This window comes from Granulicella aggregans (assembly GCF_014203275.1).
Taxonomy (GTDB): Bacteria; Acidobacteriota; Terriglobia; order Terriglobales; family Acidobacteriaceae; genus Edaphobacter.
The window spans coordinates 468,918-489,120 of sequence record NZ_JACHIP010000005.1 but is presented as its reverse complement, the minus strand read 5'-3'; the positions used below and the strand labels follow the sequence as shown (position 1 = coordinate 489,120).

The following is a 20,203-nucleotide window of genomic DNA, read 5'->3' as shown; positions in this document are numbered from 1 at the left end:
AGTAGATCCGACTTCGCGCCGAAGTAGAAGGCAGATGTCGAAGATCACGGCCTGCGCCGACCGGGCGGGCCGGCTGGGGATGGTGTGCATGGAAGCGGCGAACTCCTCGAAGAAGAGAATCCTGATTGGCGATGACGATCCGGGTATGCGGCTGGCCTTGCTCATCCGCCTGCGAGCGAACAACTACGAGGTAAGCTGCGCGGGGGACGGGCTTTCGGTCGTTGCGGAGGCGCGAAAACATCGCCCGGACCTGATCCTGCTGGATCTGGGTATGCCGAGCGGCGATGGCTACACGGTGCTGCATATGCTCCAGGGCGAGCCTTCAGAGGCTCAGATTCCCGTAATCGTGTTGTCCGCGCGCGACCGCGCCAGCCATGAAGAGCGCTCGAAGGAGGCCGGAGCGGCGCTCTTTCTACAGAAGCCCGTGGAGACTGAGCTATTGCTGTCTTCCATCACCCAGGCTCTAGCCGAATCGGAGTTCGCTCCCCACTAGCACTCCAAGGCACGCAAAACTCATCTACCCAACGCGACGATAGTGGGCTTGTGGGCCACGCTGTCGGAGTCGCCGATGATGAGGTTCCGCGACTGCCAGCTACCGTGTGTCAGAACCAGCCCAAGACCGGTGGCGTCACTCCCGACACGAAACATCGGTTGGCTGACGATCTCCGACTCGCCCGCGATCCGGCTGGTCAGGCGGTTTCCGGTAAGGCCCGGCAACGTAACCCAGCGGCGTCCCCGCGAGTCCAGCAGATAGGCACGGATTGCTGGCTCTTCGGCTGCGGAACGGCCACGATTCGCGATGGCTATGCGGACTCGGACGACCCGATCGGTCGCGCCAGAGACCAGGCCCGGGACTTCATCGACGCCAATGACCCGGAAACACATGGAGCCGAAACACTGGTTCTGCTCGATGGCGACGACGCGCTGCTTCTGGAATGCGGAGACCGCGAGCAGCACCACGAGGTAGACGCCGGCGACGGTCGTCACCCATGCGACATTTTTTACCGCCTCAGCTCGCCGATTCCGCGCAAGCGAAACCACGGTTCCCAATAGGCCGATGGCGCACCAGCCGGCCACGGCAAAAAACAACCACACTGCAATCTTCATCGAACCTCATTCGCGCCAAGCCCGCCAAGCAGATAAACTTGATAGTGCTAATGACTCCTATCATCGTCGCTCAGAACCTCGGCAAAACCTATCGTTCCGGCAAGCTGGAAGTAAATGCTCTTCACGGTGTCAACTTCGCCATCGAACCGGGCGAGTTTGTCGCCATCGTCGGGCCGTCTGGTTCAGGCAAGTCGACCTTGTTCTATGTGCTGGGCGGCTTGACTAATGCCACGTCTGGCTCCGTGACGATCGCGGGTACAGACTTCGCGAAGTTGTCCGACGCAGAACGGACGAAGATGCGCCGGGCGCGAATCGGCTTCATCTTCCAGCGCTTCAACTTGTTGCCGACGCTTTCGGCGCTCGGCAACATCGAAATCGCACATGACATCGCGAACCTTGGCGCGGAGACGAAGAAGCCGCTCGATCATGAGCTTCTGGCCCACCTCTCTGAGAAACTTGGGATTGCCGGTCGCCTCGACCATCGTCCGAACGAGCTCTCAGGCGGCGAGCAGCAGCGGGTCGCGATCGCGCGGGCGTTGGTGACACGCCCGTCTATTGTGCTGGCCGATGAGCCCACAGGCAACCTGGACACGAAGAACTCCGACGCCGTGCTGGAGATGTTGCGTGATGCGAGCCGGGAGCTCAACCAGACCGTCTTGATGATTACTCACAATCCGGAGGCAGCCCAGATTGCCGACCGTATTCTCACGATGCGCGACGGCCAGTTGGTACGGGAAGAGAAGGGCGCGGGGCGCGCGCTCCACACTACGTACTAGGGTGATGTATCGGGGCGGTTTCTTTCGCGGGATGAAAGTTGCAAGGAATTCATCTGGAGCGGCCCGCACCGGTTGTCAAATCGGCATCATTCTTCCTACAGGCGGCACTTCCGCCTTAGGAGATTAGATAAATGACCGACTATCGTGTAGCACCCGGCGAAGCGCAGGAAGATCAAGTTACCGCAGCTATCGAAAAGTTCACCTCACAGGTTCCGTCCAGCGTATATCTGGCTGCGGCGCTTGCTTCGATGGCGGTTTCGGTGTCGTTCAAGGCTCAGAAGAAAACAGATATGGCCCTGTTCATTGGACAATGGGCGGCGCCGTTTCTCATTCTGGGGCTTTACAACAAGATGGTGAAGCAGCACGGCTCGGACGCCGCCATCAACAAGCCCCTATAGTTCTCTGCGCGAGATGCCGGGCCGCAAACTTTGCGGCCCGGCAAGTTCTAGCTCTTCCATTTAATGTTGCATCCCAGGCTCGTCCGTTGTTCCGGATTTGGCGCCTTGCCGGCGATCACGGCGTCCATCGCGGCGCGCAGATCCTGTCCCGTTACTGGCACGTCGTTCCCAGAGTCTCCACGACGAGGCCGGCTTCCATCCAGTTGTCCGCGGTAAGCAAGGCGCATCCGCGCGTCGAACAGGAAGAAGTCCGGAGTACAGGCAGCGTCATATTCCCGCGCTACCTCTTGCATCTCGTCCAGCAGGTAGGGGAACCGAAAGCCGACTCTTGCTGCCTGGTCAATCATTCCAGCGGGACCGTCGTCAGGATAGGCCACGATGTCGTTGCTTTGAATCGCGACCATAGCGATCAAGCCTTCGTAGTCCTCGCTGATCTTGGCCAACTCCGCCTCTACATGCTTTACATAAGGGCAGTGAACGCAGATGAACATGACCAGCAGGCCACGAGCTTCGTCACCGGCACTGGCAAAGATGTCGTCACGGCTCATTCCGCGTCCACTGATCACGTCGCGCAACTCGAATGGCGGCGCAATCGTGCCCAGCTTTACCATCGTCGACTCTGTTTTACTCATGGGCCCTCCTTAGAGACCTCTGCCGTAGGGATACATCGGAAAGCGATACCGGTTGCGGCGAACCAGCCAGATGGCCAGCCACACGATTCCGACAAGAATCAGCAATGGAGCAAAGGGCAAAAAGATCCAGGCGCGTCCGGGGAATACCGATCGGTCGCCATGAACGCTGGCCTCGGGACCGAGGTCAAGGTCGCCGCCGATGACCACAAGATCGCCCTGCAAGGTCGAGCTTGCGGGGAGGATGACGTCTCCGCCAAGCGCGACCACGTCGCCCGAAATCGCCCGCGAGCCTTCAGCCTTGATGCCGCCGAGAACGGTGACGATATCGCCGTGGACATCTCCCTGCAACGTGACGCTACAGGCGATGCAGACGATATCGTTGGCGGGATCGCCCTCGGTGACCGTGATGTTTTTTGCAAAGGAAACGCGATCATTGGAGGCGGAGGCGGTCTGTGTGCCGAGAGCCGCTGCGACCATTCCAAGCAGAGCCGTTCGAAAGAAGATGTGCATGGCCGAAATCCTCACTAAGCCAGAAGTCTACATCGCGTTGATTAAAGTGGCGGTCGCAAAACCTGCACAAACTCGCAGGCGAACGACGATATCGGATTTGTCCCGGTTGACCTGCTACGCTTAAAGCTCATGAGTACCGACAAGACCGCCCCATCGCAGAGTGAAGTAAAAGAAGCGTTGCCAAAAGCCTACGACCCGTCCGTCATCGAACAGCGCTGGGCCGACTACTGGGTGAACGAGCGCCTGTTCGACGTAGCCACGCCTGAAGCAGGTACGGAAGAACAGGGCCGGAAGTTCACACAGCTCCTCCCGCCGCCCAACGTCACCGGACGCCTGCACATCGGCCACATGCTGAACCAGACGGAGATGGACATCCTGACCCGCTGGCACCGTATGCTGGGCGACATAGCACTGTGGGTTCCAGGAACCGATCACGCCGGCATCGCCACGCAAATGATGGTGGAGCGTCAGTTGAAGGCCGAAGGCACGACCCGGCAAGCGCTTGGCCGCGAAGGCTTTGAGGCCCGCGTGTGGCAGTGGAAGCAGCTCTACGGCGGCGCGATTCTCGACCAGATGAAGCGCCTCGGCTCGACCGTGGACTGGAGCCGCGAGTACTTCACCATGGATGACCGGCTCTCGGTCGCGGTGAAGGAGGCCTTCGTCCGCCTCTATGAGCAAGGCCTGATTTATCGCGGAGCCTACATAGTGAACTGGTGCCCGGGATGCCAGACCGCGATCTCGGACCTCGAAGTGGTGCATGAAGAGCAGCTAGGCAAGCTCTACGAAATTCGCTACCCGCTCGCAGATGGTAGCGGTTCGATCGTCATTGCGACGACACGTCCCGAGACGATGCTGGGCGACGTTGCCGTGGCCGTCAACCCAACCGACGAGCGCTATACCGCCTTGATCGGTAAGATGCTGAAGCTCCCGCTGGTGGGCCGTGAGATTCCCGTGCTCGCGGACGACTGGGCCAAGCCCGAGTTCGGCACCGGAGCGGTGAAGGTGACCCCGGCGCACGACCCGAACGACTTCGCGATTGGGCAGAGGCACTCGCTGCCGAACATCAACATTCTGGACACGACCGCGCACATCGACCTGCCGGGTTCGCCGTACCACGGCCTTGACCGCTACGAAGCGCGGAAGAAGATCGTTGCCGATCTCGAAGAGCTCGGTTTACTGGTCGCCGTGAAGGACCACAACAACTCCATCGGTCTCTGCGACCGCACCAAGGATGTGATCGAGCCGCGACTCTCGCTGCAATGGTTCGTTGCGGTGAACAAAACCCCGGCGGCAGGCGGCGAGAGCATCGCCGCAAAGGCCATCGCTGCGGTCGAGCAGGGCCACATCAAGTTCACGCCCGACCAGTACCGCAAGACCTACGACGAGTGGATGAAGAACATCTACGACTGGTGCATCTCGCGGCAGCTATGGTGGGGACATCGCATCCCGGCGTGGCACTGCGCGATCTGCGCGAAGATCACGGTAGCCCGCGACACGCCGACCATGTGCGAACACTGCGGCTCAAGCGAGATCACGCAGGAGACCGACGTTCTCGACACTTGGTTCTCATCAGGCCTGCTGCCGTTTACTGTCTTCGGATGGCCGAATCCCGATCCAGACCAGGGCGCTCCGGCGTTGACGCCTGAACTGGCGGCGTTCTATCCGACGCAGCTTCTTGTCACTGGTTTCGACATTCTCTTCTTCTGGGTAGCCCGGATGATCATGCTGAGCTGCCACTTCATGCTGGATGTGCCGATGTTGGCGGCTGACGGTACGTTGCAGCCAAGAACGCTGGCCGATGCGGTGCCGTTCCACGAAGTCTATATCCATGCGCTGGTTCGCGACGCCGACCGCCAGAAGATGTCGAAGACCAAGGGCAATGTCGTCGACCCAATCGAGGTGATCACGAAGTTCGGCACAGATGCAGTGCGTTTCACGCTGGCAAGCATGGCCTCGCCGGGCACGGACATCGCCTTCTCCGAGGCACGCACCGAGGGCAACCGCGCCTTCGCCAACAAGATCTGGAACGCAGCGCGCTTCCTCTTCATGAACATCGAACGGGCGAAGGAAGCCGGCGTCGAAATTGATCTGGCGCACCTCGCCACAAATCCGACGGCGGTATCGTCGGCTAGAGTGGGCCAGCCCGTGCTCCCTCTCGAAACCCGCTGGATACTCTCGCGCCTTGGCACCACCGCCGCAGAGGTCAACAAGTCCCTCGCCGACTATCGTTTCGATGAAGCCGCGAGCGCGGTCTACCAGTTCTTCTGGGGCGAACTCTGCGACTGGTATCTCGAGATCATCAAGCTCCGCCTGAACTTCGAAGCAGGCGCGAACAACGGCGAGGCGCTTGCGTCGCTGCAAGCCTTCACCTCCGTCTTCGAGTCCGCGCTGCGTCTGCTTTCGCCGTTCATGCCGTTCATCACCGAAGAAATATGGCATGCCCTGTACAACGACGCCCCGCCGGCGAAATCCATCGCTTTGACGAGCTTCCCGCAGGCAGAGAACTATCCGGAAGACGCTGCTGCAGTTCGCTCCATGGAGATCGTTCAGGAGCTGATCGTCGCCGTGCGTGGTCTTCGCAAGGAGATGGGTGTTCCCGAAAAGGAAGCCACCACGATCCGCATCCACGCGACCGCGGAAGTGGGAGTTCTTGCGCAATCGAACGCCGACATGCTGGCGAAGCTGGCGCGTGTCAGTGGCGTTGAACTTGCCGCAGCCGCGCTCACCGGCGATGGCACTCGCTCGACGGGCAACTTCGATGTGGCCGTCGTCTACGAACGCCAGATCGACGTCCCCGCAGAACGCGAGCGTCTAACGAAGGATCTGGCGAAGTACGAAAAGGGAATCGCAGCAGCCGACCGGCAACTAACCAACGATGCCTTCATGGCCAAGGCCCCGGCGCACATTGTGGAAGGCCTGCGCAAGCAGTCCGCCGAGACGCGCATGCTCTACGACAAGACCAAGGCCGCTCTCGACGCGCTACCGCCGGAGTAGCTCACTGGCGGACGTGACAAGGGGCGAGGCCTCCTGCGCTCGCTCCTGCTCGACCGCAATCGTTACGTTCTCGTGCTTGATATCAAGCCGCAGCCGGTTGAAGAAGCTCATGTAAATGTTTGCAAGCCAGACAAGGGCGAACTCGGCCAGAACGTACCCGCGCCAGCCGTCGTAGAGCAGCGTAAATCGCGTGATGATGAGCACCAGTGCCGTTACGTAGTGGCTGAAGCAGTATTCGCAGGTAAACAGATAGAAAAACTTGCGTTCGACCAGCTTCCGGCAGGCCTGGCTGCGGTCCTTGCACCACTCACGCGGCTCGCGGAAGACCTCCTCATGGGTGACGGTCCAGGAGATGCAGGCGATGGGCAGGGCGAGCAGGATCAGGTAGGCGAACTGATGGGACAGGGTCATGCTTCGGCCTCATGGAATTGCATATCAAAGAGTGAGATGCTTCCGACACGGCTAGCGGGTTTAGGATTGTGAGTATGGATTGGAACAGCAAACGGGTTCGCGCAATCATTGAAAGCGCACTTGCAGAAGACAAGGCGGCAAACGACGTAACCACAGAACTGACGGTTCCTCCCCGGCTTCGGGCGACCGGCACCATCATCGCGAAGCAGGCGTGCATCGTCTCCGGATTGGGGTGCATTCCGGTCTTTCTCGAGACCTTCGCGAAGATGTCAGCAAACGCTCCGGGCCGGTTCGAGGTCATCTCGCATCCGGAGATCTTCGACGGCGTGCGTGTGAAGAAAGGGCAGCAGTTGGCGGTGATCCGCCACAATGCGGCCGCTATTCTTTCGTGTGAGCGCGTGATCCTGAACCTGATGCAGCGCATGAGCGGCATCGCCACGATCACCGACGAGTATGTGAAGGCGATCGCCAAAACGAAAGCGAAGACGCGGATCCTCGACACGCGTAAGACCATCCCCGGCCTGCGCATCTTAGACAAGTATGCGGTGGTCTGCGGCGGTGGCGTGAACCATCGGCTGAATTTGCAGGATGGCATCCTGATCAAGAACAATCACATCTCGCTGGGCGGCGGTCTGCCCACGGCGCTGGCTGCCGCGCTCAAGGGCCGCAAGACCGGCCAGATGGTGCAGGTCGAGGTGCGCTCACAGCAGGAGCTCGATGAAGCGATTGCAGGCGGCGCGGAGTCGATCCTGCTGGACAACATGACCCCGGCGGCAGTGAAGAAGGCGGTCAAGCAGATTCGCGCGTCGCTGCCCGCGATCCCGATTGAGGCCTCGGGCAACATGAACCTCAAGACTGTGCCCGCGTACGCGGCCGCCGGGGTCGACTTCATCTCCGTAGGCGCGCTGACGCACTCTGCGGTCGCCGTCGACCTGAGCATGCGGATCACCGTCGATCAGTCCACCTTCTAGCGCAAAATCGTAGTCGTTGTGCGTTTTTTGTTTGTCATTCCCGAAGGGAATCTGCGTTTCCGGGTGCCCCATCCATGCGGTTTCATCGCATGGGTGGGAAAACGAACCTCTGCTCTAACTTTGTAATCACAACCCAGCCATGAATCCTTTTGACCTAAATCATGTAACCCGAGCGGTTGCAAATACGCGCTTCAGCGGCAAGCTCACCCACTTCGCGACCATCGATTCGACGAACATTCGCGCCGTGGAAGCGGCGAACACGGGAGCGGTGGACGGCACCGTCTATGTCGCCGACGAGCAGACGGCGGGAAGAGGACGAGGCGGCCACTCCTGGCACTCCGCCGCCGGGGACGGGCTTTATGTAAGTGCGATCGTGCGACCGGAGATGGGGCTTGCGGAGGCCTTATGGCTCTCGCTGGCGACGGGCCTTGCGGCGCAGCGGGCCATCATCGAGACGACCGCAGTTCATGCCGATATCCGCTGGCCGAACGATCTGCTGATCGGAACGAAGAAATGCGGCGGCATCCTCGTCGAGACCGGCACGCATCCGGGAACCCCGGCGCGGCTGCGCTATGCGGTCATCGGCATCGGCATCAATGTCAATCATGATGCGTTTCCGCCCGAGCTCGCTGCGCTGGCGACTTCGCTGCGAATCGAGAGCCGAGCACTGGCGTCGCGCGAGGCGTTGTTGGCGAATCTCCTGCTGGCTCTCGACGCCGAAATCACGCTTCTTGAAGCGGAACTGCACGATACTCCACGCGGAACACCGCTGCTGGAGCGGTTCGCGGCAGCGTCCTCCTGGGTGCAGGGAATGCGCGTCCGTGTGGATGAAGACGGCGGCTATACTGGCGAGACCGTCGGCCTCGACCGCAAGGGCTTTCTGCTCGTGCAGGGTGACGACGGGATACGGCACACCGTGCTCTCTGGCGGCGTGCGGCCGGAGTAGGGAACCACGATGCTGCTTGCAATCGACGCGGGAAATTCAAACACGGTGATCGGTCTCTACGACCTTGCGGCCGAGCCGGCGAAGCTGGTCGCGGACTGGCGCATCACTACGCCCGCGAGCCAGACGGCGTCGGAGTGCGGCGTCATCCTGGCAAACCTCTTCGCGCTCTCGAAGCTCGAGATGTCAGTGGTCGATGGCATCGTGGTCTCGAGCGTGGTGCCTCCGCTCGACCCGATCCTGAAAGAGGTCTGCAACCTCTACTTCCACGTCAAGGCGATCTTCATTGAACCGGGCATCAAGACCGGCCTGCCCATCCTGACCGACAATCCGTCAGAGGTCGGTGCAGACCGAATCGTGAACTGCGTGGCCGCTTTCGACAAGTTCGGCGGCCCAACGATTGTCGTCGACATGGGCACAGCAACGACGTTCGACGTGATCTCGAAGAAGGGTGAGTTTCTAGGCGGAGCCATCGCGCCGGGACTTCGCATCTCGGCCGACGCTCTCTTCGCGCGTGCCGCACGTCTCCCGCGCGTAGACATCAAGCGTCCAGCCAAGGTGATCGGCACGAACACAGTCGACAACATGCAGATTGGCCTCTACTACGGCTACATCGGCCTCGTCGACGGCATCCTGGAACGCATGATCGCCGAACTTGGCCCGGAGACGAAGGTGGTCGCGACGGGCGGGTTAGCGAAGCTGATCGCAAGCGGTTCGAAGTACATTTCGACGGTGGATGACATGCTGACGCTGACAGGACTTCGGATTGTGTATCTGCGAAATATGAAGGCGAAGCGGTAGACTTCGCTCGGCCCAGTAGACTGTAGCTTGGGCCTTCATGCAGAACTACTTCAATTACTTTACCGAGATCGAGGAGCGCTTCCAGCAGCGGCGCGGCTCCTTGCTGATGTTGTCAACGCTGGACTGGGCGCTGATTGAGACGTGGCGCGAAGCAGGCGTTCCGCTGGAAGCGGTGCTGCGCGGGATCGACAACGCCTTCGACAAGCACAATGCGAAGCTCGCTCGGGCAGGCGCACGGACACGCAAGGTCAACGGACTGGCATGGTGCGCGCAGGCGGTGATGGAGGCCGTCGAGCAGGCAAAGGAAGCGGCTATTGGCTCGTCTACGACGATCCAAAAAGACGCGCAGGAGAGTGGTTTTGAGGGCGAGCGCGTGGTGCGGTATCTGAATGCGAATGCCGCAAAGATAGAGGCTGTCGCGCTTCCCATGCCTGCGGATAAGACAGGGCAGGAGGTGGCCTCGCGACTGCGTGAGATCGGCACTGCGCTGGTAGAGTCACAGTCGTTGGAAGATCTCGATCGCACACTGACGGTGCTGGAAGAAAAACTGTTCGCCGCTCTCATGACGGCAGCTTCGGAAGAGCAGCTCGTGACGCTGCGCGAGCAGGCCGCCCGTGAGCTCGCTCCCTACAAGGGCAAGATGCAGGCTGTGCAGATTAAGCAGGTGCAGCAGCAGTTCCTGCAGAAGCGGCTATTGGAGCAGTACAAGCTGCCAAGGCTGAGCCTCTTTTATATGAGCCACGATTGATGAAGACACTGCGCATCGAAAAGATGATCTACGGCGGAGCTGGCGTTGCGAAGAATGGCGAGACGCTGCCCTTCGTGCTTCCTGGCGAGCTGGTGCAGATCGAAGCAGGCGCGCCTGCGAAGGTGATTGAGGCATCGCAGGATCGTGTCGCGCCGGGATGCGTTCACTTTGGCGAGTGCGGCGGCTGCCACTATCAGCACGCAAGCTATCCCGCGCAGTTGCAGATCAAGCGGACGATCCTCTTGGAGACCTTTGCTGTGGCGGGACTAACAGAGCTTCCGGAGATTGCAACGCACTCCGGCGAGCCCTGGCACTATCGCAATCGCATCCGGCTACGCGTCGGCGAAGTGGATGGCGAGCTGCGAGTGGGCTATAACCGCGCGGGTGCGACAGGCGGAGACGCGATGCTTCCGATTATGATGTGCCCCATTGCATCGCCGCTTCTGTGGCAGGCTGCAGAAGCCGTGGTCGCACTTGCAAAGACAGACGCAGCGATCTGGGGATGGCTTGCCGCGGCGGTGGAGCTTGAGTTCTTCACCAATGACGATGAAACCGCGCTCCAGCTTGTCTTGTTTACGCGAAGGCCACCTGCGGCTGGATTTGGAGCTTTCTGCAGGGCGCTGCAGAAAGCCGTTCCGCAACTTGAGGGAGCGGGCGCGGCCCTGCTACCGAAGAACCCTTCACCGCAAGGCCGCCGGGCGGAACATGCGAAGCCGGGGCCACAGTGGGGCACCGCAGGCATCATCTACAAGGTTGGCAACGACCGCCACTGGGTAAGCCGTGGCGCGTTTTTCCAGGTGAATCGTCACGTGGTTGCGGAGTTATTGCGCCTCGCTGTAGGCGAACGCAAAGGCAAGCTCGTCTGGGATTTGTACGCTGGCGTTGGCCTCTTCTCTCGCGCTTTGGCGGCAACGTTTGAGCAAGTCGTCGCCGTCGAGGCAGGCGAGCCAGCAGCCACCGATCTCGCCGCCGCTCTGAAGGGTAAGAAGCATCGCGCGGTGGCGATGACGACCCTCGACTTCCTCCAGGCCGCAGTGGTCCAACGCGAACGCCCAGACCTTATCGTGATGGACCCGCCACGCGCTGGCGTCGGTGCCGAGGCCTGTGCTCTGTTGGCACGGGTGCGTTGCCCGGAGATCGTCTACGTATCTTGCGATCCCGTCACCCTGGCTCGTGACCTGAAGCAACTGACGGGCGACGGCTACAAGGTGGTCGAACTCAATCTTGTCGATATGTTCCCGCAGACCTTTCACATGGAGACCGTCGCCGTCCTCCGCCGCTAGCGCGGGGCAAAAGCTGCTACATTGATCGCCAGTACGCGATAACAAACTGGGCCATCGGGCAAAATCTTCAGCTTTCCTACGGAGCTTCTCTGAAGAGTTTTCTGAAGGGTAGGACTGATCCTTCGCACTGGCCGGGCTCAGGGCCCGCGATTGAGCCTCTCCGCTTTCGTAGAGCGCCGCTGCTTGCCGCCGCTCTGGCGTTCTGTGTCGGCGATGCCATGGCTCATCCTGCTGGAGCGTGGCGACCTGCCATGATGTTGTTGGCGTGGACGCTGATCCTGGCAGCCATCGCCCTGTATGCAGTTCGCGCGCGGGCAAGGATCGCGGTGCTTCCCGCTTTGGCGCTTTGGTTGACCGTCGGCTTCTGGTCTGCAGAGATGCAGCCCGCGCCCTCGCCGCAGGCAGAGCTTGTGCGCTACGCCGATGGCCTGCAGCGAATGGTGCGTGCGCATATCGCCCGTGTCCGCGAGCTTCCCGCGCAATTTTCCGATGAGGCCGGGGAGCATGACGACCGCCCCGTGTTCGCGATCGATCTTGCAGTCGATCAAGTGGAAGACATAACTCCTGACCTCTCGCAAATGGTGCCCGTAAACGGCGGTATCCGTGTCACCCTCACCGGCGATTCCGCGCCGAGATCTCTTCGCTGTGGCGATGCCGTTGAGGCGACACTGCGTCTTCGCACTCCGGAGCGCTATCGCGATCCGGGCGCGTGGCAGTATGTGGACTACCTGGCAACGCAGGGCATTGGCGCGACCGCGACGCTGCCAGTCGTGCGCATGCTGGCGGCCAGTGACGATCACCGCGCGGGCACCATGCGCTGCAGACTCTACGCCGCGCAGCGATGGGCTTCGAGCAGACTGATGGCCTATGTAGACTCAGGCGCCAATGTGGGGTTGCCCAAAGCACTTCGCCTGAGCGCCGACGACGCCGGCATGCTGAACGCGATGCTCTTCGGTGATCGCGACCGGCTTAGGCACGTGCTGCGTCTCGGCTTCGAACGGACCGGCTCCTTTCATCTCTTCGTCGTCTCAGGCATGCATGTGGCACTACTGGCTGGAGCGCTGTTCTTTCTATGCCGAAGGTTACGTCTGCCGCGTGTAGCAGCCACTGCCTGCACCATCGTGATCACGGCGCTTTACGCGCTGCTGACGGGCTTCGGAGCTCCGGTCCAACGAGCGCTGTTGATGTCTTCCGTCTTCCTTATCGCCCGTCTTCTAAACCGCGACCGCAACGTGATGAACTCGCTCGGAGCAGCGGCCTTGGCGGTGTTGGTGTTGTCGCCGTCGGCGCTCTTCGAGGCCAGCTTTCAGATGACGTTTCTCGTGATCGTCGCCATCGGCGGAATTGCAATTCCACTGGGCGAGTGGAGCTTTCTGCCCTACGCACGAGCTGCGCGGAATCTTGATCACCTATGGCTCGACCTGGGCATGCATCCGCGATTGGCGGAGTTCCGCATCCGGCTGCGCATATGGGGAGAACACCTTGAGCCGCTTCTGGGCAACTGGGGACTACGTGCGCCTGGTGTGCTGGTGCGGCGTTCGTTGTGGCTGCTCGAACTGCTATTGATCGGCGTGGTGGCGGAGATGGTGATGGTCTTGCCCATGGCAACCTATTTCCATCGCGCTACGATCTTCGCGCTTCCCGCGAATGTGCTCAGTATTCCGCTGGTAGCCATCCTTGCGCCGATGGGCGTGGTGACGTTCTTGGCTTCGCTGGTAAGCCCGTGGCTCGCGGTCATTCCCGCATCGGCCACCGCTCTGCTGCTGCACACCATCACAAGCGTGATCGGCCACATCAGCCGCTTGCACGCTGCGGACTGGCGCATCCCCGGCCCTTCGCCTTGGGTCTTCTTTCTGGCTGTAGCGTGCTGGCTCACGCTCTGCTGGTTGGTTCGACGATCGCCGAGGTGCGCGGTGCTGGCTGGCGTGCTACTACCGATGGTTGCCGCCATGGTGCTCTGGCCCGAGCCTGTCCTCTTCACGTCGCAGGATCTCGAGGTCACCGCGATCGACGTCGGACAGGGCGACTCGCTGCTGCTCGTCAGCCCCGTAGGGAGAACGATGCTGGTCGATGCTGGAGGCCCGGTCGGGCGCACAGAAAACGCCACACTCCACACCAAGTTCGACGTGGGCGAAGACGTCGTCTCGCCCTACCTGTGGTCGCGGAGGTTGCGCCATCTCGATGTAGTCGCTCTGACGCATGCACACAGCGACCACATGGGCGGCATGGCCGCAGTGCTGCGAAACTTCCGTCCGCATGAACTTTGGGTTGGCATCGATCCCGATTCGGGAGAGTACGACGCGCTGTTGCACGAAGCACGTGACCTGGGCATAGCGATCGTTCATCTGCATGCAGGGGATGCAAGAATGTTGGGCGGCATAGGGTTCAGCGTGCTGGCGCCAGCGCCCGCATATCGCAACCCGCATGCCCCCGTGAACGATGACTCGCTCGTCTTGCGTGTGGACTACGGTCAGGCCTCAGTTCTTCTGGAGGGCGACGCCGAAACCCCGAGCGAGCGGGCGATGCTGACTGCGGGGGAGGTCCATCCCGTGACGCTCCTTAAAGTAGGACATCATGGCAGCAGGACATCCACCACGCCGGAGTTCTTTGCCGCCGCACATCCGCAGATGGCGGTGATCTCGGTGGGCAAGGGCAACACGTTTGGCCATCCAAGGCCGGAAGTCATCGAACGCCTGGCCGAGGCGCACACTCGCGTCTATCGCACAGATAGGTTCGGCCTCACTCAATTTCTCTTGACGAGAGACGGAGGAATTCGTGAGATTGAGTCAGGGCCTTGAAGGCGCGCGGACGCTTGCAGGGCAGTATGAATCGAAATGCGAACAGCTCCATCTAACGGCAGGCATCACAAAATGACGACCGGAGGATAGACATAGACATGGCATACGAATCGAGATCACCTGAAGCAGCAATCGTGGCGAGCGCCGTCTTGCCGACCCCGGAACAGATAGCGGAGCAGCAGGAAGAACAGAAGCTCATCCGCCGGATGCAGATGATGATGAGCATGGTGATGCAGGTCATCGCGCAGGACGCATCCCTGACCATCGATGACGCCTCGCAGATGATCGCCGACACCAAGAAGGCAGCCCTCGCCATGTTTCCGGGCAAAGAGCTTGCCTATGAGCTGATCTGGAAGCCACGCTTTCAGCGGCTAATGCTGGAGCGCTTCCGGATTATGTAACCTCAGCGGTTACAATCATCCGGTCTGGCCCGCCGCGATCTGGGCGAAGGCTTCAACAATCGGTCGCGACTCTCCGACGAGCCAGGCCAGCTCTATCTGACTCGTCTCCTTCACGCCCCGTAGCGGCAGGCAGACGACCTCCGGCGAGGCAATCTGGCGGACGCACGCCGGAGCGACGGAGATGCCGAAGCCTGCGCCGATGAGGCGGAGAATCGTCAGCCAGTGCGAGGCCTCCTGCGCGATGCGCGGCTGAAAGCCATACTCCTCGAAGATCTTCAGCGGCTTGTCGAAGGCCCGTGCCCCGGCGCTGCGCGGATAGTGGACGAAGGGTTCGTCGCGCAGCATCGCTGGCGAGATGCTCTTCTGTGCCGCACAGCGATGATTGCGTGGAAGCACCGCGACATAAGGCTCGGTCAGGATGGTCTTGATCTGCAGGCCTTCCGTGGCATCGCTGTCACGAAGTATCCCTACATCGAGCGAGCCATTTTCAAGGCCTTCCACCACCCGGGAGGTGAACGATTCGTGCAACCGCAGGTGGACCTTCGGGTACGCCTCGCGGTAAGTCTTGAAGATCGAGGGCAGCATGGCCAGCATGCCCGATCCGACGAAGCCTACGTTGAGCGCACCGACCTCGCCCCGGCCAATGCTGCGGGTGTCGTCGATGTCGCGCTGTAGATTGCGGAGCGTTCTCCGGGCACGCAGCAGAAAGGCATCGCCCGCTGTCGTTAGAGCGACGGAGCGTGATGTCCGCTTGAAGAGCGGATAGCCAAGGCTCTCTTCGAGGTTTCGAATCTGTTGCGAGAGCGGCGGCTGCGAGAGATGCAGGCGCTCGGCTGCGCGCCCGAAGTGAAGCTCTTCGGCGACGGCTACGAAGTAGCGAAGGTGGCGAAGCTCGATATCCTGATCCATATCTGAAAGATCATAATCGTGCTGAACAAGATATTGGACGTTAGGTTTGAGATCGGAGAAGATTTGTCTACGAGGTAAGCACCATGCAGACGATAAGCGAGTTCGAAGCAGTGCAGACGGCAACGCCGGAGATCACGATAAGACCGCTGAAGACTGGCGAAGACGCAACCCCTTTTCGCACCTTGAACGAGGAGTGGATCACGCGATTCTTCGCGCTTGAAGAAAAGGACATCGCCACGCTGGGCGATCCGGAGAACATGATCCTTGCGAAGGGCGGCCAGATCTACTTCGTCTGGGCTGATGATGAGGTGGTTGGCTGCGTGGCTCTGATCCCCATGAACGATGGCGTTTATGAGCTATCGAAGATGGCGGTTGCGCCGAAGATGCGCGGTTTTGGCATCGGCCGTAAGCTGCTCGAATACACGATTGCGCAGGCGCGCCAGCGGGGAGCGGCATCGCTCTTCCTGGGCAGCAGTAGCAGGCTAAAGAACGCGGTTCATCTCTATGAATCGCTAGGATTCAAGCATGTGCCGCCTGATAGCCTTCCAGATATGCACTACTCGCGCGCCGATGTGTTTATGACGATGACGCTCGAAGCGAGTGAGAAGGACGAGCAATGAGGATACGGCTTGCCCAGACCGGCGACGTTCCCGCGATCATGCAGATTGTTCGTGCAGTGGTGCCGCCGATGCGTGCCTCCGGCAATCTGCAATGGGACGATGTGTATCCTAATCCAGCGGTTTTTGATCAGGACATAGCGTTGTCGCAACTGTGGGTCGCGGAGATCGATGGCTGCCTTGCGGGCGTGGTTGCGCTGACTACCGAGCAGTCGCCGGAGTATGTACAGGCTGGATGGGATATTGAGGTTCCAGCGATTGTTGTGCATCGACTTGCGGTGGATCCGGCGTTTCAGGGGCGTGGCGTAGCTATCGCGCTGATGCAGCAGGCTGAGGTTGTCGCTGAAGAGAAGGGAATCGACCGGGTTCGCGCAGACACGAATACGCACAATCAGGTGATGCAGCGGTTGATGCCGAAGTTGGGCTACGATCTGTCCGGCGAGATCGGTTTGGAGTTTCGGCCAGGATTGCGCTTTTTCTGCTATGAGAAGCTGCTTGCGGTCGGGGCTAATTCATCGAAAAGAGCTTAAAGGCCAGGAAAATGGCATTTCAGCAATTCCAGTGGAGTGCCATCCTGTGAACTAGGCCGTGGAACATGGCGAATGTTCCACGTGGAACATTAAGTCGTGTGTACTTCGAACGTAATCTTTATGTAAAACTCCCCGCAAAGTCAAAGCTTTGCGGGGAGTTTTGTTTCGTTCGGGGCTGCTTTAGAACGAGTGCGTGAGGCCGACGACGAGAGCGTAGTCGGCGAAGGCGGCATCGCCGTGTGTCCCGTGCGCGAGGTCGGTGACCGAGGCACGGCGGTTGCGTTGAATCGCCCATGGCCCGTTCACCGAGAGAATCGAACGGTGGTAGGAATACTGGATGCCCGGGTCGATGGAGATGATGTACCCAGGCCGGCGGAAGCCATCACTCTTGCCGAAGGCGTCGCGGACGGGGATGCCTTCCATGCGGCCTCCGAAGCTGGCTGCAAGGCCGCGAACCTTGGGGACGTGGCGAGAGAGGCCTCCACGGAAGAGGTACTGGTCGGTTGCGGACATCACGTTTTCGCCCGGCTGCGAACGGAAGGTAGGAACACCGTTGGTATCTTCCGGATTGAAGAGCCAGGAGCCCTGGAAGTACGCGGTGGTGCGGAAGTAGGTCGTCTTGTAAGCCTGGGTCCCGAGAGTGAATCCCCACGTGCCATCGCCCGGTTGGAGGGATTGGTCCGCCGTGTACTTCTGTGTCACGCCCTTAAGGACGCCGGTTCCTGTGCCGTTGTTGAGGCCGGTGGGCAGCTTCAATCCAGCGCTGAAGGCGATGTTGCCGCCGTTTTCCGTAGGGGGACGGAAGACCCATGCCTGCGCCCCGACGACCATATCGCCGATGCCAGCGATGTCGTAGATCCCATTCGGCGGATACTTCTGATTACGCGTTCCCTGCAGGACAGGAACGAAGGCGTTGACGGACCAGCGCGGTGTCAGTTGATAGGAGGCACTGATCTCGTAGATGTTCTGATGGTTCTTGATCTGGGTGTTGAGGACAGCGCGCTGCGTATTCTCCACTTCTCCGCTGAAGTGGCGGAAGGAGCTGTAGGATCGCCAGTCGACTTCGACAGTAAGTCCGTGGAGGCCGCTGCGATTGAAACCGCCGTGGCCGTCGTCCGTCAGCGCGGAGATGACGGGCTGGCTGGTATGGGCGGCCAGGCATCCTTGTGCGTGCGCGAAGCTGGTCGACGCGCCAGCGCAGAGGATTGTCAGCAGCAACGTGTTGGTACGCGGAAGGCCTCGAAGTAGGGGGAGAACTCTATTTTTCATGATCGCCAGATCGTAGGCGACTCGATGGAAGCCTGGCCATCGGGATGAAGGCGGATATTCGTATCCACCTTTGGGTGGATGCCAGTGGTGTTCCGCGACAGATAGAGTTTTGCCATCCATCAGGAAGAGATCGAGCGCGCCCCATGAAAATCTTTGCTGCTGCTGTCTTGTCGTCCGTGTTGTCCCTCGCAGTCCCTGGAGTCGCGCCAGCCGCGGGAAGCGGGCTCCCGGAGTCGAAGTATGTTGCGCTCGATGGTTCGACGCACAGCCTTGCTGAATTGGAAGGCCATGTTGCCGTGGTGAACTTCTGGGCGACGTGGTGTGGCCCTTGTCGCGAGGAGATGCCGCGGCTGCAGAAGCTGGCGGATGAGTACAGCGCCAAGGGCGTGACCTTCATTGCGATCGCGCTGGACGACACGGAAACCCAGCCGAAGATTCCAGGCGTGGTGGCCCAGCGAGCGTTCAGGATTCCGGTCTGGAAGGGCGCGACTGCTGACAGCTTGAAGGAGCTTGACCTGGGTGTCCTGGTACCCGCTACGCTGATTCTTGACGATCATGGAGTCGTGATCGGCCGGATCGAGGGTGAGGCGCGGGACAAGGATGTCCGGACCCGGCTGGACTGGTTGCTGGGCGGACGCCAGGGCAAGCAGCCCAAGGTGGTCCAGAAGAACGATAAAGAGGAGTGGTAGAACCACCTGATTGTCGAATGGGTGCCTGACAACTTAGTATGGTGACCTCTGGTCGTGTTGCGAGTGATGCGAATTGAAGCTCTCTTCCGATCAGAACAAGCTGCCAATCTTTCATCTGGGGTCTTCATGCGAGTGTTCTGCCTGCTATCGAAAGCTGCACGAGTCGTTCTTTTTGTTGCCGCGTTTGTAATCGCTTTCATGCCTTCACCCGCGCGAGCCCTGGACAACGGCCTGGCGAAGACTCCGCCGATGGGCTGGAATAGCTGGAACAAGTTCGCCTGCGACGGTCTGAACGAAAAGGTCGTCCGCGAATCGGCGGACACGATCGCAAGCAACGGCATGAAGGAAGCCGGCTACCAGTATGTGAACCTCGATGACTGCTGGCAGAGCTCGCGCGATGCCGACGGCAACATCGTCGTCGACTCGGCCCACTTTCCCTCGGGCATCAAGGCGCTTGCGGACTATGTCCACTCGAAGGGACTGAAGTTCGGGCTCTACAGCGACGCGGGCACGCTTACCTGCGCCAAGCGGCCGGGTAGTATCGGCCATGAGTACCAGGACGCGCTGCAGTATGCGAAGTGGGGCGTCGACTACCTGAAAGAAGACTGGTGCAGCACCTTGCCGGGGCAGAGCGCCGAGTCCTCCTACACGCTGATGCGCGACGCCCTGGCCGACGCGGCAAAGAAGACGGGCCACCCGATTCTATTTTCGCTGTGCGAGTGGGGATCGAACAAGCCGTGGCTGTGGGCTGGCCCGGTGGGGAATATGTGGCGTTCGACCGGCGACATCCAGGATTGCTGGGACTGCAAGAAGGACTGGGGCGGGAATGGCGTGGTTCAGATCATCGACCTGCTTGACCCGATCTACTCCTATGCGGGGCCGGGGCACTGGAACGATCCCGACATGCTGGAAGTAGGCAATGGAAAGATGAGCTCGGAGGAAGATCGCTCCCACTTCAGCCTCTGGGCGCTGCTGGCCGCTCCTCTGCTGGCAGGCAACGATATCGCGAACATGTCTCCCGACACGAAAGAGATCCTGCTGAACAAGGAAGTGATTGCGGTGGACCAGGATACGCTGGGCATTCAAGGGCATCGGGTGAAGAAGAGCGGCGATCTTGAGGTATGGTCGAAGCAACTGGCAGATGGTGGACGCGCCGTGATCCTGTTGAACCGCGGCCCGTCGACGGCATCGATCTCGGCAGACTGGGGCGACATCGGCTATCCTTCCGCGCTGAAGGCCAACGTTCGCGACCTCTGGACGAAGAAGGACGTGGGCAAGTTCGCGGCAAACTACACTGCACAGGTCCCCAGCCACGGAGTGGTCATGGTTCGGGTGAATCCGTAAGCTCGATCCCGGTTTTTCCTCTGATACTCTGGCGCGCCGGTTGACGAAGGCCAAGCTTGTTACATCAAAGTT

At 60.4% G+C, this 20,203-nt stretch carries 21 protein-coding genes; 15 read left to right on the top strand and 6 right to left on the bottom strand.

Features of this window, described 5'->3' with window-relative positions:
- Positions 1-34 precede the first annotated feature (34 nt).
- Positions 35-493: a response regulator gene (locus HDF16_RS19255; protein ID WP_184220353.1), complete on the top strand. Its 459-nt coding sequence runs from the start codon at positions 35-37 to the stop codon at positions 491-493.
- A 20-nt stretch (positions 494-513) separates the two neighbouring features.
- Here HDF16_RS19255 and HDF16_RS19250 read toward each other — a convergent pair whose 3' ends face one another.
- Entirely contained in the window at positions 514-1,107 is a 594-nt protein-coding gene (locus HDF16_RS19250; protein WP_184220351.1) for a hypothetical protein, read from the bottom strand.
- A gap of 50 nt (positions 1,108-1,157) precedes the next feature.
- Between HDF16_RS19250 and HDF16_RS19245 the strand changes: the two genes are divergently transcribed.
- Positions 1,158-1,883, top strand: coding sequence for an ABC transporter ATP-binding protein (locus HDF16_RS19245; protein WP_184220348.1), 726 nt, complete (start codon positions 1,158-1,160; stop codon positions 1,881-1,883).
- Between the two features lie 131 nt (positions 1,884-2,014).
- A complete protein-coding gene (locus HDF16_RS19240; RefSeq protein ID WP_184220345.1) occupies positions 2,015-2,281 on the top strand; it encodes a hypothetical protein in 267 nt (88 codons plus the stop codon).
- Between the two features lie 47 nt (positions 2,282-2,328).
- On the opposite strand, the gene HDF16_RS19235 is transcribed toward HDF16_RS19240, so the two are convergent.
- Together HDF16_RS19235 and HDF16_RS19230 are read right to left on the bottom strand one after the other, a co-directional pair.
- The gene (locus tag HDF16_RS19235; RefSeq protein WP_184220341.1) at positions 2,329-2,913 is read right to left on the bottom strand and encodes a thioredoxin family protein; all 585 of its coding nucleotides are present in this window, start codon (positions 2,911-2,913) and stop codon (positions 2,329-2,331) included.
- A gap of 9 nt (positions 2,914-2,922) precedes the next feature.
- Positions 2,923-3,423: a hypothetical protein gene (locus HDF16_RS19230; RefSeq protein ID WP_184220338.1), complete on the bottom strand. Its 501-nt coding sequence runs from the start codon at positions 3,421-3,423 to the stop codon at positions 2,923-2,925.
- A 129-nt stretch (positions 3,424-3,552) separates the two neighbouring features.
- Between HDF16_RS19230 and HDF16_RS19225 the strand changes: the two genes are divergently transcribed.
- Positions 3,553-6,417 carry a valine--tRNA ligase gene (locus tag HDF16_RS19225; RefSeq protein ID WP_184220335.1) on the top strand — a complete coding sequence of 955 codons (2,865 nt, stop codon included), beginning with the start codon at positions 3,553-3,555 and terminating at the stop codon, positions 6,415-6,417.
- Here the strand turns inward: HDF16_RS19225 and HDF16_RS19220 are convergent.
- Positions 6,403-6,828, bottom strand: coding sequence for a hypothetical protein (locus HDF16_RS19220; RefSeq protein ID WP_184220332.1), 426 nt, complete (start codon positions 6,826-6,828; stop codon positions 6,403-6,405). The genes HDF16_RS19225 and HDF16_RS19220 overlap by 15 nt on opposite strands.
- A gap of 74 nt (positions 6,829-6,902) precedes the next feature.
- Between HDF16_RS19220 and nadC the strand changes: the two genes are divergently transcribed.
- The 7 genes from nadC to HDF16_RS19185 all read left to right on the top strand — a co-directional run bounded on the left by nadC (position 6,903) and on the right by HDF16_RS19185 (position 14,773).
- A complete protein-coding gene (gene nadC, locus HDF16_RS19215; protein WP_184220329.1) occupies positions 6,903-7,799 on the top strand; it encodes a carboxylating nicotinate-nucleotide diphosphorylase in 897 nt (298 codons plus the stop codon).
- A gap of 139 nt (positions 7,800-7,938) precedes the next feature.
- A complete protein-coding gene (locus HDF16_RS19210; RefSeq protein WP_184220325.1) occupies positions 7,939-8,745 on the top strand; it encodes a biotin--[acetyl-CoA-carboxylase] ligase in 807 nt (268 codons plus the stop codon).
- A gap of 9 nt (positions 8,746-8,754) precedes the next feature.
- The gene (locus tag HDF16_RS19205; RefSeq protein WP_184220322.1) at positions 8,755-9,543 is read left to right on the top strand and encodes a type III pantothenate kinase; all 789 of its coding nucleotides are present in this window, start codon (positions 8,755-8,757) and stop codon (positions 9,541-9,543) included.
- A gap of 37 nt (positions 9,544-9,580) precedes the next feature.
- Positions 9,581-10,291, top strand: coding sequence for a hypothetical protein (locus HDF16_RS19200; protein WP_184220319.1), 711 nt, complete (start codon positions 9,581-9,583; stop codon positions 10,289-10,291).
- Positions 10,291-11,574 carry a class I SAM-dependent RNA methyltransferase gene (locus HDF16_RS19195; protein ID WP_184220316.1) on the top strand — a complete coding sequence of 428 codons (1,284 nt, stop codon included), beginning with the start codon at positions 10,291-10,293 and terminating at the stop codon, positions 11,572-11,574. The genes HDF16_RS19200 and HDF16_RS19195 overlap by 1 nt, the downstream gene beginning before the upstream one ends.
- A gap of 251 nt (positions 11,575-11,825) precedes the next feature.
- Positions 11,826-14,372 (top strand): ComEC/Rec2 family competence protein, encoded by a 2,547-nt coding sequence (locus HDF16_RS19190; RefSeq protein WP_246409301.1) that lies wholly within the window; start codon positions 11,826-11,828, stop codon positions 14,370-14,372.
- Between the two features lie 98 nt (positions 14,373-14,470).
- Positions 14,471-14,773: a hypothetical protein gene (locus HDF16_RS19185; RefSeq protein WP_246409300.1), complete on the top strand. Its 303-nt coding sequence runs from the start codon at positions 14,471-14,473 to the stop codon at positions 14,771-14,773.
- Positions 14,774-14,788: 15 nt separating this feature from the next.
- On the opposite strand, the gene HDF16_RS19180 is transcribed toward HDF16_RS19185, so the two are convergent.
- Positions 14,789-15,682: a LysR substrate-binding domain-containing protein gene (locus tag HDF16_RS19180; protein WP_184220310.1), complete on the bottom strand. Its 894-nt coding sequence runs from the start codon at positions 15,680-15,682 to the stop codon at positions 14,789-14,791.
- A gap of 83 nt (positions 15,683-15,765) precedes the next feature.
- On the opposite strand from HDF16_RS19180, the gene HDF16_RS19175 reads away from it, so the two are divergent.
- Positions 15,766-16,302 carry a GNAT family N-acetyltransferase gene (locus HDF16_RS19175; protein ID WP_184220307.1) on the top strand — a complete coding sequence of 179 codons (537 nt, stop codon included), beginning with the start codon at positions 15,766-15,768 and terminating at the stop codon, positions 16,300-16,302.
- Complete coding sequence (locus HDF16_RS19170; RefSeq protein ID WP_184220304.1) at positions 16,299-16,829, top strand: GNAT family N-acetyltransferase; 531 nt, start codon at positions 16,299-16,301, stop codon at positions 16,827-16,829. The genes HDF16_RS19175 and HDF16_RS19170 overlap by 4 nt, the downstream gene beginning before the upstream one ends.
- A 180-nt stretch (positions 16,830-17,009) precedes the next feature.
- Here the strand turns inward: HDF16_RS19170 and HDF16_RS19165 are convergent, their stop codons facing one another.
- Positions 17,010-18,098, bottom strand: coding sequence for a hypothetical protein (locus HDF16_RS19165; RefSeq protein WP_184220302.1), 1,089 nt, complete (start codon positions 18,096-18,098; stop codon positions 17,010-17,012).
- Positions 18,099-18,241: 143 nt separating this feature from the next.
- On the opposite strand from HDF16_RS19165, the gene HDF16_RS19160 reads away from it, so the two are divergent.
- Complete coding sequence (locus HDF16_RS19160) at positions 18,242-18,787, top strand: TlpA family protein disulfide reductase (RefSeq protein ID WP_184220300.1); 546 nt, start codon at positions 18,242-18,244, stop codon at positions 18,785-18,787.
- 198 nt (positions 18,788-18,985) lie between these two features.
- Entirely contained in the window at positions 18,986-20,131 is a 1,146-nt protein-coding gene (locus HDF16_RS19155; protein WP_184220299.1) for an alpha-galactosidase, read from the top strand.
- Positions 20,132-20,203: the final 72 nt, after the last annotated feature.